The organism is Polyangium sp. 6x1, from assembly GCF_029946515.1.
Classification (GTDB): domain Bacteria; phylum Myxococcota_A; class Polyangia; order Polyangiales; family Polyangiaceae; genus Polyangium.
Window position 1 is genome coordinate 1 of record NZ_JARZHH010000012.1, and the last position, 13,068, is coordinate 13,068.

Below are 13,068 nucleotides of genomic sequence, written 5' to 3' on the forward strand. Positions count from 1 at the left end.
TGGACCTCGGGGCATCGACTGCGCGAAGCGCAGTCGATGCGGGGAAAGTTTTTGTAGGTGTCCGCCCCCTTTGCAGCGCCAGCCCTGGACCTCTGGGCATCGACTGCGCGAAGCGCAGTCGATGCGGGGAAAGTTTTTGTAGGTGTCCGCCCCCTTTGCAGCGCCAGCCCTGGACCTCTGGGCATCGACTGCGCGAAGCGCAGTCGATGCGGGGAAAGTTTTTGTAGGTGTCCGCCCCCTTTGCAGCGCCAGCCCTGGACCTCGGGTGCATCGACCGCGATGCGGTCGATGCAAGGGATCAGGCGGTCTTCGCGCGCGCGGGCGGTAGCTCTTTCGACAGGCGGAAGAGCAGCACGCCCGCCGCGACGAGGACCACGTCGCGCAGCACGGTCCACATCGTCACCGGCCCCGATCCCTCACCGAAGCAGCCGCACGTGATGTTCACCCCGCGCGCCACCACGGACGCGACGGCCACCGTGAACACCCCGAGCACCACCGTGGAAGCAAGCGCGCCCGCGCGAACCCAAGCCCGCGGCCCCACGAGCACCGCAAGCCCAAGGACGATCTCCACGACAGGCAACGTCGCCGCAAGCAGCGGAGCAAGATCCGGCAGGAGCTGGTAGTTGTGGATCTCCAGCGCAAACGAGGTCGGATCGCCGAACTTGAGCGCACCCGCCGCGACGAACATGCCGCCAAGGCCGACGCGCAAGAGCCAAAGAAGCGCAGTCTTCACGGGCTCGACTCCTGCTTGTGGGGGATCGCGCAGCCAGGACACGGCCCCGAAGCACACGCCAAGCCCTCCTGCTCCCAGGCCGAAAACCCGCCGCGCAAGACACGCACGTCCATCTTGAGCCCACGCCGCCGCAACGTCTCGGCGACCTCGTAAGCCGCCTCGGTCGACTCGCCGTACACCACGATCGTCTGCGCGTGCCCAAGCTCCTTCATCGCCACCTCGGCCCCGCTCGCCGTCGCATCACAAGGCAAGTGGATCGCATCCGCCACATGCCCCGCCGCAAAGCGCTCGGCCGTACGCGTATCGGCGAAGAGCGTGCCCGCCTGACCACACAAGCTCGCCGCCTCCCGCGGCGTCATCTCGATCACGGGCGCCTCCTCGGCCGCAGCCGAAGTGCACGCCGTGGGCGGCTCGAAGCCGACGAGCGCAACGCCCGCAGGCCGCGCAGCGTTGATGCCGAGGCCAAGCACCGCGCCCCCGAGGAGCAGCGCCGCCGACCGCAGAAAGAGGGGTCGATCGAGCCCAAACGACATCCTCCCGCGAAGCTAGCGCGGAAGCGGCAAGGAGGCGAGGTAGGCAGCGGCGAGAGTTCACGCCGCGTGGGTCCATTTCACGCTTCCCATCCCCTCGCCTCCCGGGTGATCATGGCCCCGCCCGAAAGACCCCGAGGCCCCGGATGAGCGACCCCATCGCAGCGCGCAAAGGCGATCATCACCTCTGTTTGCAGCACGTCGGCAAGGACATCCTGCCCGCCTGCGCGACGACCATCCTCGTCGGAGGCGAGCCCGCAGCCCGCGTGACCGACCAGCTCGAGTGCACAGGCTCGCCGCCCGACATCATCGGCATCGGCGAGCCCACCGTGCTCCTCGAAGGCAAGATGGCCGCGCGCTTCGGCGACGGCACACTGCACGGCGGCCTCATCGACGAAGGTTGTCCGACGGTGATCATCGGCAAGATGACCGCGGCGGACAAACGCATGCGCCTCATGGAGCGCCTGCGCCTCATCGACCAGGCCCGCCAGCGCGCAGCCTCGATGCCGAACGGCCCCGAGAAGGATCGCCTCTCGAACGCGGCCGAGCGCCTCGCCCGGAACAACAAGTCCGTCGAGGATGCGCGCCTCGTGAACGACGTCTACCGGACGAGCGGCGCGCCCGAAGGCTGGACACGCCTCGGCCCGAACGATCTCCCGCCGGAGCTACGCAACTCCGTCTTCCACGACGACAGCACCGGCTTCTACTCCGACCTCTACCGCTCCGACATCGACGGCAGCTACCGGCTGATCATGCGCGGCACGGAGTTCGAGACCTGGAAGCAGTGGAACGGCAACGACTGGCTCTGGGGCAACCTCTCGCAGGGCACAGGCCTCGAAGGGGCGCAGTACACGCAGGCCGTCGAGCTCTCGCGGCAGGTCGGCGCGGTCTACGGCAACAACGTGAGCATCGCCGGCCACTCGCTCGGCGGCGGCCTCGCCTCGGCCGGCTCCCTCGCCTCGGGCCTGCCGGCGAACACCTTCAACGCCGCGGGCATCCACGACAAGACGTACGAGCGCTACGGGCTCGATCCTTCACGGTCGAACGATCTCATCGACGCCTACCAGGTCGACGGCGAGATCCTCACATGGGCGCAGGAGCACTCGCCCATCGCCGGCCTGATGCCGGACGCGATCGGCAACAAGTACGGCCTGAACGCGGTGAACCAGAACGCGGACGGCAGCTTCACGGCCCGGCAGTGGCCGCCGGAGCCGACGTTCGATCACCCGGACAGCGGCTGGGGGTATCTGAACCCGTTCGGCATGGCCAAGCGCACGAAGGACTGGGCGGCGGCCGAGATCGACCAAGAGAAGAAGCGGTTCGGCGAGATGATCGAGCGGCACAGCACGCACGAGGCCGGCATCGAGCAGCAAAAGAGCCAGGACATCTCGACCATTCAGGGGATGATGTGATGGGCAAGGACGTCGAGCGATTCGCCGCAGGTCTCGAGGGGATTCTCGGCCCGAAGCCGCCCGTTCCGCCCGCGAACGAGGTGTTCCCGAGCGAACGGCTGCGCGAGGCCGCGGCAGCCGCCGAGCGCGGCGACGTGGCGACGCTGCGCGCGCTCGTCACCCGAGGCGCGGATCTCGACGAGATCGCGCCCTCGGACGTGAACCTGCTCATGTACGAGCTCGTCGCGAAGAACGAGCTCGCCGTGCGCGCCCTGCTCGCGGCCGGCGCGAACCCGAACGTGCTCACGAAGATCGGCTCTTCGCCGATGCTCGTGGCCGCGACGAGCCCCGACCCGCGCTTCCTCGGCATCCTGCTCGATCACGGCGGCGACCCGAACCTCGAAAACCAGAAGGGCGTCCCCCTCGCCCACCAGGCCCTCAGCTTCGGGCAATGGCAAAACCTGGGGACCCTGTTCGATCGCGGCGCCCCGGTGGACGTGAAGAACAAGATGGAGCAGACGCCGGCGCTGCGCCTCGCGTACCTCAATCGCTACGACGAGGTGCACAAGCTCCTCGATCGCGGTGCCGATCCCGACGCGAAAGATCAGGTCGGTTTGTCCGTGCGCAAGCTCGCGGAGAAGCCGATCCCGGCGGCGGATTCGCCGCTCGAAGCGTGGCGGCGCAAGGTCGCCGAGCGGCTCGGAATCCCGGTCGATCAGGGCGGAGCCGCGCCGAGGTAGAGCTCGACGAGGGCGCGCGCTTCGCTGTCGAGGTGAGCGGCGAGCGCGCGCGCGTCGGCCGGAGAGAGCGCGCGCAAGGCGTCGCCGTGGCGCGCGCCGAGCTCCGCGTCGAGGTCCTCGCGGACGAGCGCGAGCACCTCGCCGAGCCGCGCCGTGTCCCCGGCCCGCGTCGGTCCGACCTTGGAGACGGCGGCGTGCAGGCGATTCTCGTTCACCAGGGACGAGGCCTCGTGCACGAGCCAATCGAGCGCCGAGGCCGCGGGCGCGCGCGCGCCGCCCCATTTCTCCGCCTCGTGAAAGCGCTCGTCCTCGGCGAACTCGGGGATCTTTCGTTTCACGACGGGCCGCACCACGCCCGCACGCCGCGGCACCACGAGCGCCCGCGCGGGCTTCAGGACCACGCCTTCGGCCTTGTTCGAGGGCCCGAGCGAAGGCAGACCGAGCCGCGCGGGGATCGTGGTCTCGAAGCCGAGCGGGTAAGCAAGCGCGTCCTCGTAGCGTCCACGGAAGAGCGACCGGGCGAAGGGAATGCCGGCCGCCTCGCAGGCCTCGCGCGCCTCGTCCTGATCGAGGTACACGCGCTCGGATTCCCCGGCCCGAACAAACCCCACGTCGAACGCGCAAAACTCGATCCCCGGGGCATACCAGCAGCCGGTCTGCACGGGTTGTACGGAGGGGACGGGCGGGACGTCGGGGTGCGGATATCCACCGCCGAAGAGCTCCCCATACACGAAGACGAGCGTGGCCTTCGGATCGCGGTCTTTTACGCGGACGAACACATCCCGCACGCCGCCCGAGAATCGTCCCAGGACGACGCGATGACCAAAAAAGTCCTCGTCCTCCGCGAGAAACCCTTTCCGTTTGGCGCACCGCACCTCCTCGCCAGCCGTGACGAAGCAGAAGTTCGCGCCGTGGATCTTCTCGGTGACGATCCACTCGACGCGGCTCGCCGCACGGTGGGCCGCTTCGTCGTCGCCAAGGGCGGCCGCGAGGCTCTCGGCGATCTTCTCGTAGGGGGAGAACGGGGGAATCGGTGGAGAGCTCATGGAGCGGGGTTTCCCGAGCAGAGCCATTCACAGCCGCAGGTCTCGAGCTTGTACCCCTTCTCGTTGCAAGCGTCCTGGAAGGCGGCGCTCGCCGGGGGCGGCGTGCAATCGTCCTTCGCAGGGGCGCAGGCCTTGCCGTGGCCCTCGGCATCGTAGTGCTGCTTCGCGGCGCCCGTGCCAGGGTTGCCGGCGCAGAGCATCTCGCAGCCGCACTGGATCATGCGGAAGCCCCCGAGGGAGCAGCGATCGGCGAGGTCGCGATCGGGCGAGACGGACGGGCAATCGGCCTGCGGAGGCTCGCAAGCCTTGGACTGCCCGCGCGCGTCGTACCCCGTGGCAGGCGCGGCCGCGGCGAGAGGCGCTTCAGGCGGATTCGGCGGAGGCGTCTGGCCAGCGCAGGCGAAGAGGGACGCGGCGAGGACGAGGAGGAGCGAGCGCGAAGGAATGGGCATGGCGGGCGGGAGAGGAGACCACTCGCACGGCGAGGCGTCAATGGGACCGCCGCGCCGGGGCGCTGCCCCGGGCCCCGCGGGGGCTATCCGCCCCTCGACCCGGACCAGGGCCAGCCCTGGACCTCTGGGCATCGACTGCGCGGAGCGCAGTCGATGCGGGGAAAGTTTTTTAAGCTGTCCGCCCCCTCTCTGCAGGGCCAGCCCTGGACCCTTTGGGGAAGAACTGCGCGATGCGCAGTCGATGCGGGGAAAGTTTTTCAAGCTGTCCGCCCCCTCTCTGCAGGGCCAGCCCTGGACCCTTTGGGGAAGAACTGCGCGATGCGCAGTTCTTCCCACAGGCCGGTGGTAGCGCGTTGCCGGTTGAACCGTCGGCGCTGCCGCCTTGGTTGGCAGGGTCGTTCGTGGTCTTGCCTCGGCCCGTTCGATGAACTGCGCATCGCGCAGTTCATCGACCACGAGTCCAGCGCTTGCGCTGGTCCGGGTGCAGGGGTGGACAACCCCTGCTGGGGCCTGGGGCAAAGCCCCAGCGAAATGGCTTCAGCCCCCGGCGGATACGGTATCCACTCTCGGTGGCCGACCCGCGTCGAACGTCACCGTGACGTACGGGGGCAGCTTTCCCGCCCGGAAGAGGACGAACACGCCCTCATCGAGATACAGGCTGATCTCGGGCTGCTCCACGAGCGACGTTTCTCCTTCGCGCAACAAGGCCTCGACGTCCGTCGCTTGCACGCCGAGCCCCTCCGGGTTGCGCTGTAGCTCGTCGACGATGGCCGCGCGCGCCTCGGCGATTCGCTCGTCCCTCGTGGCCAGGAATGCCTTCACCCGCCCGAGCGACGCCTGGTCGGGCCAGACGTCGCGCGGAGCCTCGAAGAAGAATCGCAAGGGAGCAGTCTCGGGATGCAGCACGCCCACCCAGACGACCGTCTCGCTCCCGTCGTCCTGCACCACGAGCGTGCCGAGCCCCGGATCGACGTGGTGCTGCAGCTTGATCTCCTGGATCTCGATGGAAGGAGGAACCTCGACGAACGCGCTCTCCAGGAAGATGCCGCGGTGCTCGTGCAGCACCTTCACGTTCTGCGCGAGCGCGTCCCGGCCGAGCTGTTCGTACGCACCCACGAGCAGCTCGAGCGATTCGTCCTGCCACGGCGGAGCGTAGGACTCCGTCGAGGGCTCCCCACGAACCGAGGCGCGGCCTTGGCAAAAAAGCTCCCGGCCGAGCGCGAGCGCATAACGGGGATTGCCCTGCGCGAGCTCGCTTCGCGCCTGGTCCACGTGCTCGGCGATCTCGGACTGGATCGCGTCCTCGAGGATGTTCTCCGGCAGCCACAGGCCTTCGCTGTCGCCTTGCGGGGTCGCGATCCCGATGCCGCTCGGCTGCCTCGCCATCTGCGAGCGCTCCTCGTACGACCAGCGCATCCCCTTTTGGTCTTCCTCGCGAACGGCCTCCGCATAGTCGCGAAAATCCTCCAGCGCCTCGCGAAACAGGCGGAGCTGGCAGAAGAGCTCCCGGAACTCGCGCCGATTCTGCGTCTCGATGAAGTTCCAAGGCCGCTCCAAGACCTTGTCTGTCCAGAGGATGAAGAAGTCCCAAAAGGTCTCGCCGACCCAGACCGAAGGGGTGTCGTTCATGAACTTGACCACGCCGCTCGGTAGGTCGCGCGGATCGTCGAAGAAGTAGGCAAAGCTCGCGCACTCCGCCAGGAACATCACCGGCGCCTCGGGCGGGTGGATCGCGCTGACGTAATGGATCCGCTCGTCGAAGCCCTCCTTCAGCGGGAGCTCGAACGCCCTGTCCGAATAGAGGCGCAAGACCCCGCAGGATACGCTCGTGGGGGTGATCCCCATGAGCGCGCGGGTGGCGGCCCACTCGTTCGGGGACAGGCTGGTGAAAATCGCCCAGGTGAGCGCCGCGCTCTTCGGCAAGCGAAGCCCGTGGCTACGCAAGAAGCGCGCGGCCACTTTGTCGTGGTTCGCCATGGCGCGCTCGAATGCCGCGGCCCGGCGGGCGAGCGTCTTTTCGCGCGGCTCCGGTCGGGCGCTCCGCAGAAACTCCTCGTACGCCGCCTGGGTTTCCTCGAGGACCGACGGCTCCGGCGAGTGAAACCCCCGCACGAAGTCCTCCACGGTGTTGTTGCTCGGGTCGTCGATGAGGTCCGGACGATGGACGTCGATCCCGGACCCGACCTCTGGCAACACCCGCACGGCGGCCTCCCAGTAGGCCGCCCAGCGCGCCGCGGAGAGCTTCGCGAGGTCGAACCTCGCGCAGAACACCATGACGCTACCTATCGAGCCGTCTTCCTCGTACCCGACGGCCATCAGCTCGACGAGGAGCTCGTCGTCTTTGATCCGGATGGGGTGGGTCCAGTCCTCGCCCATCTCCGGCTTCTCCGGGAAATGAAGCAGACACTTGGGCGAGCGAGCCGGCAGATGGCGGTGAGCGATCTCTTGATATTGCTCGAGGGTCGACAAAACAAAAGCCTCCGTGGAGGGGGAAGAAGGCCCCCTCAGGGCCGCTCCCGGAGAATGGCCCCCGGACGATAGTTTCGCAGAATCCAGGGACAGCCGTTCGGCTTGCCATTCGAGCAGACGGCGCTGCATACCCCGCCCGCAATCGTCAGCGCGCAGTCGAAGTCCGCCCCGGAGAACGGGAAGTATTTCACCGTCCCGGTCCCGTTGTCACCGCGATCCAGCGCGAACGAAGCCTCGTCGTTCAGATCGGAGTAGTCGCCCTGGCACGTTACCTGGTGTGTGCCGTCGAGCGAAACGGAGAAGCTGCCGAGGACGCTGACGTCCCCCTCCGTCCCCAGCCCGAACGTGCCCGACAGCGCGCCGTCCGCATTGCCCGTGAGGTTCGTCGTGTACCCGGACCACCATTCGAGCCCGTCTTCGGGCGGCAGCGGCGCGGTGAATGTCTCGGTGAACGTGCCGTCGAGCGCCTGGAAGCCGGTCGCCTGGTGGGGCTTTACGTCGCCGACCCACAGGAAGGGCACACGGTCCTCTGCATACGTGTACCCCGCAGCCTCGTACGTGCCCACGTGGTCGTAGGCCCCCACGGGGCCGCTCATCTGCCGCGTCACCGTGCAATCGGCGCGCGTCTGGGTCACGCTCCACATCGTCGTCGCGCCCTGCGCGTCGAGGACGGTCATCGTGTACGAGACGGCCTCGTCCCCGCTCGCGTCGATGCCGCCGGTCCCGACGATCTGCGTCGAAGCCCGCCAGTGCCCAGGAGCATAGGTCTCCTCCCACGCAAACGTGCTCGCGCTCGCGTCATACCAGCCGACCGAGCGCGTCGAGAGCGCGCCTTGCGGGTCGTAATCCCAGGTGGAGCCGTCCGCCGAATGCAGCAAGTGGTACGAGAGCCCCGCGCCGGGGAGCAAATGGTCGCACGAGAGCACCTGCGGCGGCGGCGAGGCATCCGGCGTCGGCTCCGCGGCATCCGGCATCGGCTCCGCGGCATCCGGCAGCCCCGCGTCGTCCGGTAGCGGCTCCGAGGCGTCCGGCATCGGCTCCGAGGCATCCGGCGGCGCCGCGTCGAGCAGCGGACCCGCGTCCGCGTCCGTGGACACCTCGCCTGTGCACGCTGCCAGCGCGAGGACGCCCGCGACCATCACGAATCGAAGCTTTCTCATCGTATCCCGCCCCCCGATTGTCACGCTCGACTCCACCATTGCCCGCTAGCGCGTCCTCGTATCCGCGTCCACCGTCAAACCCACGGAACGTCCTCCGCCCTGCCGTATCCTCGCGAGCGCTCGAGATCCGGCTCGCACGCGCGTAGCGTGCCCGGCCGTGTACGTCGCCCAAGAGATCATCGCGTCCGCCGTCGACGATATTCGCGTCGAGTTCACCTGTGATCGCTGCGGCGCCCAAGCTGTGGCCGACGTCATCGCCGTGGGCCACGGATCGGCCACAGCACCGTTCTTCATCGGCCGGCAAGCCGCGCGTGACGCGGCCACCGACGCGGCCAGCCGGGCGCTCCACCCGGCCGCCGTCATGGCCGCCGGCCTCGTCGGATGCCCCAAATGCGGTGCGCCCGCCGCCGCGGCCGTCCGGAGCGCCTGGCAAGCTGCTCCGGGACGCGCGCGCCCGCGTCACCTGGCGCGACGCGGAACGCACGCCCTGAGCGTTCGTGGTCCCCACGGCCTGCGCCCCGACGTCGAGGCCCATTGCAGGTCCACCTCCGTCTGCCCTTCGTCCATCGAAATAGGTCCCGCCTCGGAAGCGATCGCGGGCGCGTCGAGCGCCAAAAAGATGTTTACACGCCCTCCCCGCTCGCCGATAATCGACCGATGGGCCAAGCCAAAATCCAGGTCTTTTACCCGGCCACCCGCGGGCGCGTCGTGCTCCGGACGGAATTCGACTGGAATCGGTCGGTCGAGCCGAAGTACGTCAGCGACGATCGCACGATAACGGAGTTCGTGATCGAGTCCGACCAGAAGTACTTCTACTTCAAGCCTTGCCTCGAAGGCGAGGGCGGGCTCACCTGGTCGCAGGGGGACAACTACCTCGCCACCACGAGCGACACCTCGACGCGCCGCTGTTATCCGCACTTCTTCTGCTCGGCGCAGGGCACGTTCTCCCCGGTCGTCCAGGTGCCCGAGGGCGACGCAGAGGCGAACCACCTCGTCCGCGTCTACTTCCCCCCGGGGTACGACGAGAACACGCTGAAGCGGTATCCCGTGCTCTACATGCACGACGGGACGAACCTCTTCTTCGGCGACGAGGCGTTCGGCGGCAACGAGTGGCGCGTCGACGAGAACGTCGAGCTGCTCCATTCGATGAACCTCATCGACAAGGTGATCGTGGTCGGCATCTACGCGAAAGACCGGATGTACGAATACACGAAGCCGGGCTACGAGCGGTACGGCGATTTCATGGTGAACCAGCTGAAGCCCTTCCTCGACGCGCGCCTGCGCACCCTGACCGACCCGCAGAACACAGCCGTGATGGGCTCCTCGCTCGGCGGCGTGGTCTCGTTTTTCCTCGGCTGGCATTACCCGCACGTCTTCGGCAAGGCGGCCTGCTTGTCGAGCACGTTCGGCTACCAGGACGACCTCATCGAGCGCGTGGCATCCGAGCCCAAGCGGAACGTGCGCTTCTACATCGACAGCGGCTGGCCGCGCGACAACTACGAGCGCACCACGGCGATGCGCGATCAGCTCCTCACGAAGGGCTACGAATTCGGCAAGGACCTGCTCTATTTCGCCTTCCCCGGCGCCCTCCACAACGAAGATTCGTGGGCCGCGCGCAGCCACGTCCCGTTCCAGTATTTCTTCGGCAAAGCCGCACGTAGCTGACACGCCCCGCAGCCCTGCCCGCTCGCCTTCGAAGGAAGACGGCCCGCGTCTTGCTCCGACGCGTGTCCATGTCGATCGGATTGCTGTTCATCATGTTGCTGATCGTCGCGGCCCTCATCCTGGGCATCTGGGCGACGTTCAGCGTGCTCGGCGTGCTCGTCACCCTGGCCATTGCCGCGCTCGTCGGCTGGATCGCCGATCGAGTCGTGCCCGGCCGCCTCCCCTACGGCTGGGCGGGCGCGATGGTGGCCGGCCTGCTCGGGAGCTGGATCGGCTCCCTGCTCATCGGCCCCGTGGGCCCGACGATCGCGCGGATCCCGATCATCCCTGCAATCCTCGGCGCGGTGATCGTGGCGTTCGTCGTGCAGTTCCTCGTCAAGCGCGGCGTCGGCCCGCACCCGCGGGGGCCAGAGACGCGCGCCTAGGCGTCGCGCCGGGCGCTCGTTCGGACGCGACTTTTCCCTCGTCCTTGCCTATGGTTACGCTCGCATGACCGCCGAGCGTGCCTACCCGCCAGTCGAGATGGGCCTCCACCAGGTGAAGCGTGAGGGGCCCATCGTCCACGCCGTGATGCGTGGCAACACCTCGCTCCTCGAGATGCAGACGCTCGTCTCCATCTACGAGGCGACCGTCGACGAGTTCGGTTACCTCCTGATCCTGCTCGACATGACGAGCGCGGGGGACCTCAACACGCCAGCCCGCAAGCACGTCACCGAATTCGTCCAGAAGCACACGAATGTGCTCGCCTCGGCCATCTACGGCGCCTCGTTTTACATCCGGATCACCCTCGAGCTCATCAGCCGCGGCGTCCGGGTCCTCTCCCAAGAAACCCCTGCGATCTCGTTCCACCCCACCGAGGCCGAGGCCCGCCGCTGGCTCGCCGAAGAGGTCCCCCGCCTCCGCGCGAGGGGCTGAACGACGGCAGGTGCTGGCCCATCGCCCGAGCATGGGTCTCATCGGGGGGCGCCGCGCCGGGGCGCTGCCCCGGGCCCCGCGGGGGCTGTTCGCCCCTCGACCCGAACCAGGGCCAGCCCTGGACCTCTGGGCATCGACTGCGCGAAGCGCAGTCGATGCGGGGAGAGTTTTTAAAGCTGTCCGCCCCCTCTCTGCAGGGCCAGCCCTGGACCCTTTGGGGACGAACTGCGCGATGCGCAGTTCGTCCCACAGGCCGTTGGTGGTACCGCGTCGCCAGTTAAGCCGTCAGCGCTGCTGTCTTGGTTTTCAGGGTCGCCCGTGGTCTTGACCCGGCTGTTCGATGAACTGCGCATTGCGCAGTTCATCGACCCTCAGTCCAGCGCGGGCGCTGGTCCAGGTCCAGGGGCGGATAGCCCCTGGTGGGGCCTGGGGCAAAGCCCCAGCGATGCGCCCCATGCTCGTGAGGCCGCTCGGCCCTCGGCTCGGCGCGCTCGCTCGTGCATGGGCGTGACGTTTGGTCAGGACGAACGAAAAGCGTGCAGCACGGTTTCTGTTTCCCTGGCACTGCCGTTGCTGACGTTTTCTGCGAGCGAGAAAGGAGATCGACTCATGATCCGACGCTACCTGGTTCACGCCGCGGCGTGCGCTGCCTCCGTCCTTCTTTTCGGCTGCGCGGGCGAGGAAACGGGCACGGCCGAGCGCGACACGGGTCATCTGTCCGTGAACTGGACGATCAGCAACCAGCGGGCCGCGAACTACTGCGTGGCGTACAGCGCGACTGGCGCGCTGATCGACATCCGCAACGACAAGGAGGAATTCGTCGCGCAGATCCGCGTCCCGTGCAATCAATTCGAATCGAGCATCGAGCTGCCCGTGGACAATTACCACGCGACGATCGTGCTCGTGAAGGAGAACGGGGACGAGGTCGGCAACAAGATCGATCTCGGCAAATTCAAGGTCGGCTCCGGCGACGATATCAAGCGCGAAGCGACGTTCGCGATGCCGCCTCCCGAGCGCTGACGCAAAACTACAGCAATGCCACCCGAGGGCTCCCGAGCGTCCACCGCTCCGGAGCCCTCTTCCGCGTCCGCCCGCACGAAATCGACCAGGATTCCCTCGAATCCAGGGGACACTTCTCTTATCCTGGTCGCCGCCGCGGCCCTCTGCCCGGCCATTTTTCCAGGAGAGATTCTTCATGCTTCGAAGCCTCACGCGTCTGCGTGTGTCCCTCGCGCTGTCGTTCGCTTTCCTCGCCTTCCCGTCCGCGGCGTCGGCCATCGTCGCGGCGCCCGACGCGCATCGCTGGTATTTCGACGAGGAGGACGGCGCGATCGCGTACGACGACGCCGGCCTCTTCGACGGGGCCCTCGGCAGCCACGCGACGCGATCGGCGGGCCCCTTCGGCTCGAACGTGCTCACGATCCAGCCCACGAGCTACAACGACGTGAACGGATACGTCGATTTCGGCAAATCCGCGGGCCGATTCGGGACTGCCGATTTCACGATCTCGCACTGGTACCAGACGTCATTCAGCGGCAGCGGCATCCACGGCGACATCCTCGGCAACCGGCTCGCCGGATCGACGGGAAACTACATCTCCGTGCGCCTGCTCGGCGACGGGAGGATCTCCGTCGAGCTCTGCGAGGACTACGCAGGCAAGAACTACGTCTCGGCAGTGTCGGACGCCGCCACGGCCGTGAACGACGGGCAATGGCACCACCTCGCCGTCGTCCGCGAAGGAGGCCTGGTCTCACTCTACATCGACGGCCTGCTCGCCGCCTGGGGCAACACGAGCATCTGGGAACCCACCAACCTCGAAGGCCTCTCGTCCTTCCGCATCGGCCGGCGGCTCCCAGCATTCTACAGCAACTTCCACACGATCGCCGCATCCTACGAGGACCTGCGCGTCTTCCCCCGCGCCCTCAGCGACACCGAGGTCCTCGACGTCGTCGACGGCGTCCTCTGAC

The 13,068-nt window shown here is 67.7% G+C and carries 13 protein-coding genes; 7 read left to right on the forward strand and 6 right to left on the reverse strand.

The features are described from left to right. Positions 1 to 298: 298 nt before the first annotated feature. Together QHF85_RS14110 and QHF85_RS14115 are read right to left on the reverse strand one after the other, a co-directional pair. Entirely contained in the window at positions 299 to 733 is a 435-nt protein-coding gene (locus QHF85_RS14110; protein WP_281327680.1) for a MauE/DoxX family redox-associated membrane protein, read from the reverse strand. Further along, positions 730 to 1,266 (reverse strand): rhodanese-like domain-containing protein, encoded by a 537-nt coding sequence (locus tag QHF85_RS14115; RefSeq protein ID WP_281327681.1) that lies wholly within the window; start codon positions 1,264 to 1,266, stop codon positions 730 to 732. The genes QHF85_RS14110 and QHF85_RS14115 overlap by 4 nt, the downstream gene beginning before the upstream one ends. Before the next feature lie 143 nt (positions 1,267 to 1,409). Between QHF85_RS14115 and QHF85_RS14120 the strand changes: the two genes are divergently transcribed. Continuing rightward, positions 1,410 to 2,675 carry a PAAR domain-containing protein gene (locus QHF85_RS14120; protein ID WP_281327682.1) on the forward strand — a complete coding sequence of 422 codons (1,266 nt, stop codon included), beginning with the start codon at positions 1,410 to 1,412 and terminating at the stop codon, positions 2,673 to 2,675. After that, a complete protein-coding gene (locus QHF85_RS14125) occupies positions 2,675 to 3,394 on the forward strand; it encodes a hypothetical protein (protein ID WP_281327683.1) in 720 nt (239 codons plus the stop codon). Before QHF85_RS14120 ends, QHF85_RS14125 begins: the two co-directional genes overlap by 1 nt. Here QHF85_RS14125 and QHF85_RS14130 read toward each other — a convergent pair. The 4 genes from QHF85_RS14130 to QHF85_RS14145 all read right to left on the reverse strand — a co-directional run bounded on the left by QHF85_RS14130 (position 3,370) and on the right by QHF85_RS14145 (position 8,521). Continuing rightward, entirely contained in the window at positions 3,370 to 4,440 is a 1,071-nt protein-coding gene (locus tag QHF85_RS14130) for an RNA ligase family protein (protein WP_281327684.1), read from the reverse strand. The genes QHF85_RS14125 and QHF85_RS14130 overlap by 25 nt on opposite strands. Further along, positions 4,437 to 4,892: a hypothetical protein gene (locus tag QHF85_RS14135; RefSeq protein ID WP_281327685.1), complete on the reverse strand. Its 456-nt coding sequence runs from the start codon at positions 4,890 to 4,892 to the stop codon at positions 4,437 to 4,439. The genes QHF85_RS14130 and QHF85_RS14135 overlap by 4 nt, the downstream gene beginning before the upstream one ends. Before the next feature lie 537 nt (positions 4,893 to 5,429). After that, the gene (locus QHF85_RS14140) at positions 5,430 to 7,361 is read right to left on the reverse strand and encodes a hypothetical protein (RefSeq protein ID WP_281327686.1); all 1,932 of its coding nucleotides are present in this window, start codon (positions 7,359 to 7,361) and stop codon (positions 5,430 to 5,432) included. Between the two features lie 35 nt (positions 7,362 to 7,396). Then, positions 7,397 to 8,521: a hypothetical protein gene (locus QHF85_RS14145; protein ID WP_281327687.1), complete on the reverse strand. Its 1,125-nt coding sequence runs from the start codon at positions 8,519 to 8,521 to the stop codon at positions 7,397 to 7,399. A 657-nt stretch (positions 8,522 to 9,178) separates the two neighbouring features. On the opposite strand from QHF85_RS14145, the gene QHF85_RS14150 reads away from it, so the two are divergent. The 5 genes from QHF85_RS14150 to QHF85_RS14170 all read left to right on the forward strand — a co-directional run bounded on the left by QHF85_RS14150 (position 9,179) and on the right by QHF85_RS14170 (position 13,067). Beyond that, positions 9,179 to 10,186: an alpha/beta hydrolase-fold protein gene (locus QHF85_RS14150; protein ID WP_281327688.1), complete on the forward strand. Its 1,008-nt coding sequence runs from the start codon at positions 9,179 to 9,181 to the stop codon at positions 10,184 to 10,186. A 68-nt stretch (positions 10,187 to 10,254) separates the two neighbouring features. Next, positions 10,255 to 10,611: a GlsB/YeaQ/YmgE family stress response membrane protein gene (locus QHF85_RS14155; protein ID WP_281327689.1), complete on the forward strand. Its 357-nt coding sequence runs from the start codon at positions 10,255 to 10,257 to the stop codon at positions 10,609 to 10,611. Positions 10,612 to 10,675: 64 nt separating this feature from the next. Next, positions 10,676 to 11,101 carry an STAS/SEC14 domain-containing protein gene (locus QHF85_RS14160; protein ID WP_281327690.1) on the forward strand — a complete coding sequence of 142 codons (426 nt, stop codon included), beginning with the start codon at positions 10,676 to 10,678 and terminating at the stop codon, positions 11,099 to 11,101. 609 nt (positions 11,102 to 11,710) lie between these two features. After that, positions 11,711 to 12,121, forward strand: coding sequence for a hypothetical protein (locus tag QHF85_RS14165; RefSeq protein ID WP_281327691.1), 411 nt, complete (start codon positions 11,711 to 11,713; stop codon positions 12,119 to 12,121). 175 nt (positions 12,122 to 12,296) lie between these two features. Next, a complete protein-coding gene (locus QHF85_RS14170; protein WP_281327692.1) occupies positions 12,297 to 13,067 on the forward strand; it encodes a LamG domain-containing protein in 771 nt (256 codons plus the stop codon). The last annotated feature ends 1 nt before the right edge of the window (position 13,068 follow it).

Coding starts and splice junctions, on each gene's coding strand:
- QHF85_RS14115 (WP_281327681.1), bottom strand. CDS start 1,266: ATGTCGTTTGGGCTCGATCGACCCCTCTTTCTGCGGTCGGCGGCGCTG.
- QHF85_RS14120 (WP_281327682.1), top strand. CDS start 1,410: ATGAGCGACCCCATCGCAGCGCGCAAAGGCGATCATCACCTCTGTTTG.
- QHF85_RS14125 (WP_281327683.1), top strand. CDS start 2,675: ATGGGCAAGGACGTCGAGCGATTCGCCGCAGGTCTCGAGGGGATTCTC.
- QHF85_RS14130 (WP_281327684.1), bottom strand. CDS start 4,440: ATGAGCTCTCCACCGATTCCCCCGTTCTCCCCCTACGAGAAGATCGCC.
- QHF85_RS14135 (WP_281327685.1), bottom strand. CDS start 4,892: ATGCCCATTCCTTCGCGCTCGCTCCTCCTCGTCCTCGCCGCGTCCCTC.
- QHF85_RS14145 (WP_281327687.1), bottom strand. CDS start 8,521: ATGAGAAAGCTTCGATTCGTGATGGTCGCGGGCGTCCTCGCGCTGGCA.
- QHF85_RS14150 (WP_281327688.1), top strand. CDS start 9,179: ATGGGCCAAGCCAAAATCCAGGTCTTTTACCCGGCCACCCGCGGGCGC.
- QHF85_RS14155 (WP_281327689.1), top strand. CDS start 10,255: ATGTCGATCGGATTGCTGTTCATCATGTTGCTGATCGTCGCGGCCCTC.
- QHF85_RS14160 (WP_281327690.1), top strand. CDS start 10,676: ATGACCGCCGAGCGTGCCTACCCGCCAGTCGAGATGGGCCTCCACCAG.
- QHF85_RS14165 (WP_281327691.1), top strand. CDS start 11,711: ATGATCCGACGCTACCTGGTTCACGCCGCGGCGTGCGCTGCCTCCGTC.
- QHF85_RS14170 (WP_281327692.1), top strand. CDS start 12,297: ATGCTTCGAAGCCTCACGCGTCTGCGTGTGTCCCTCGCGCTGTCGTTC.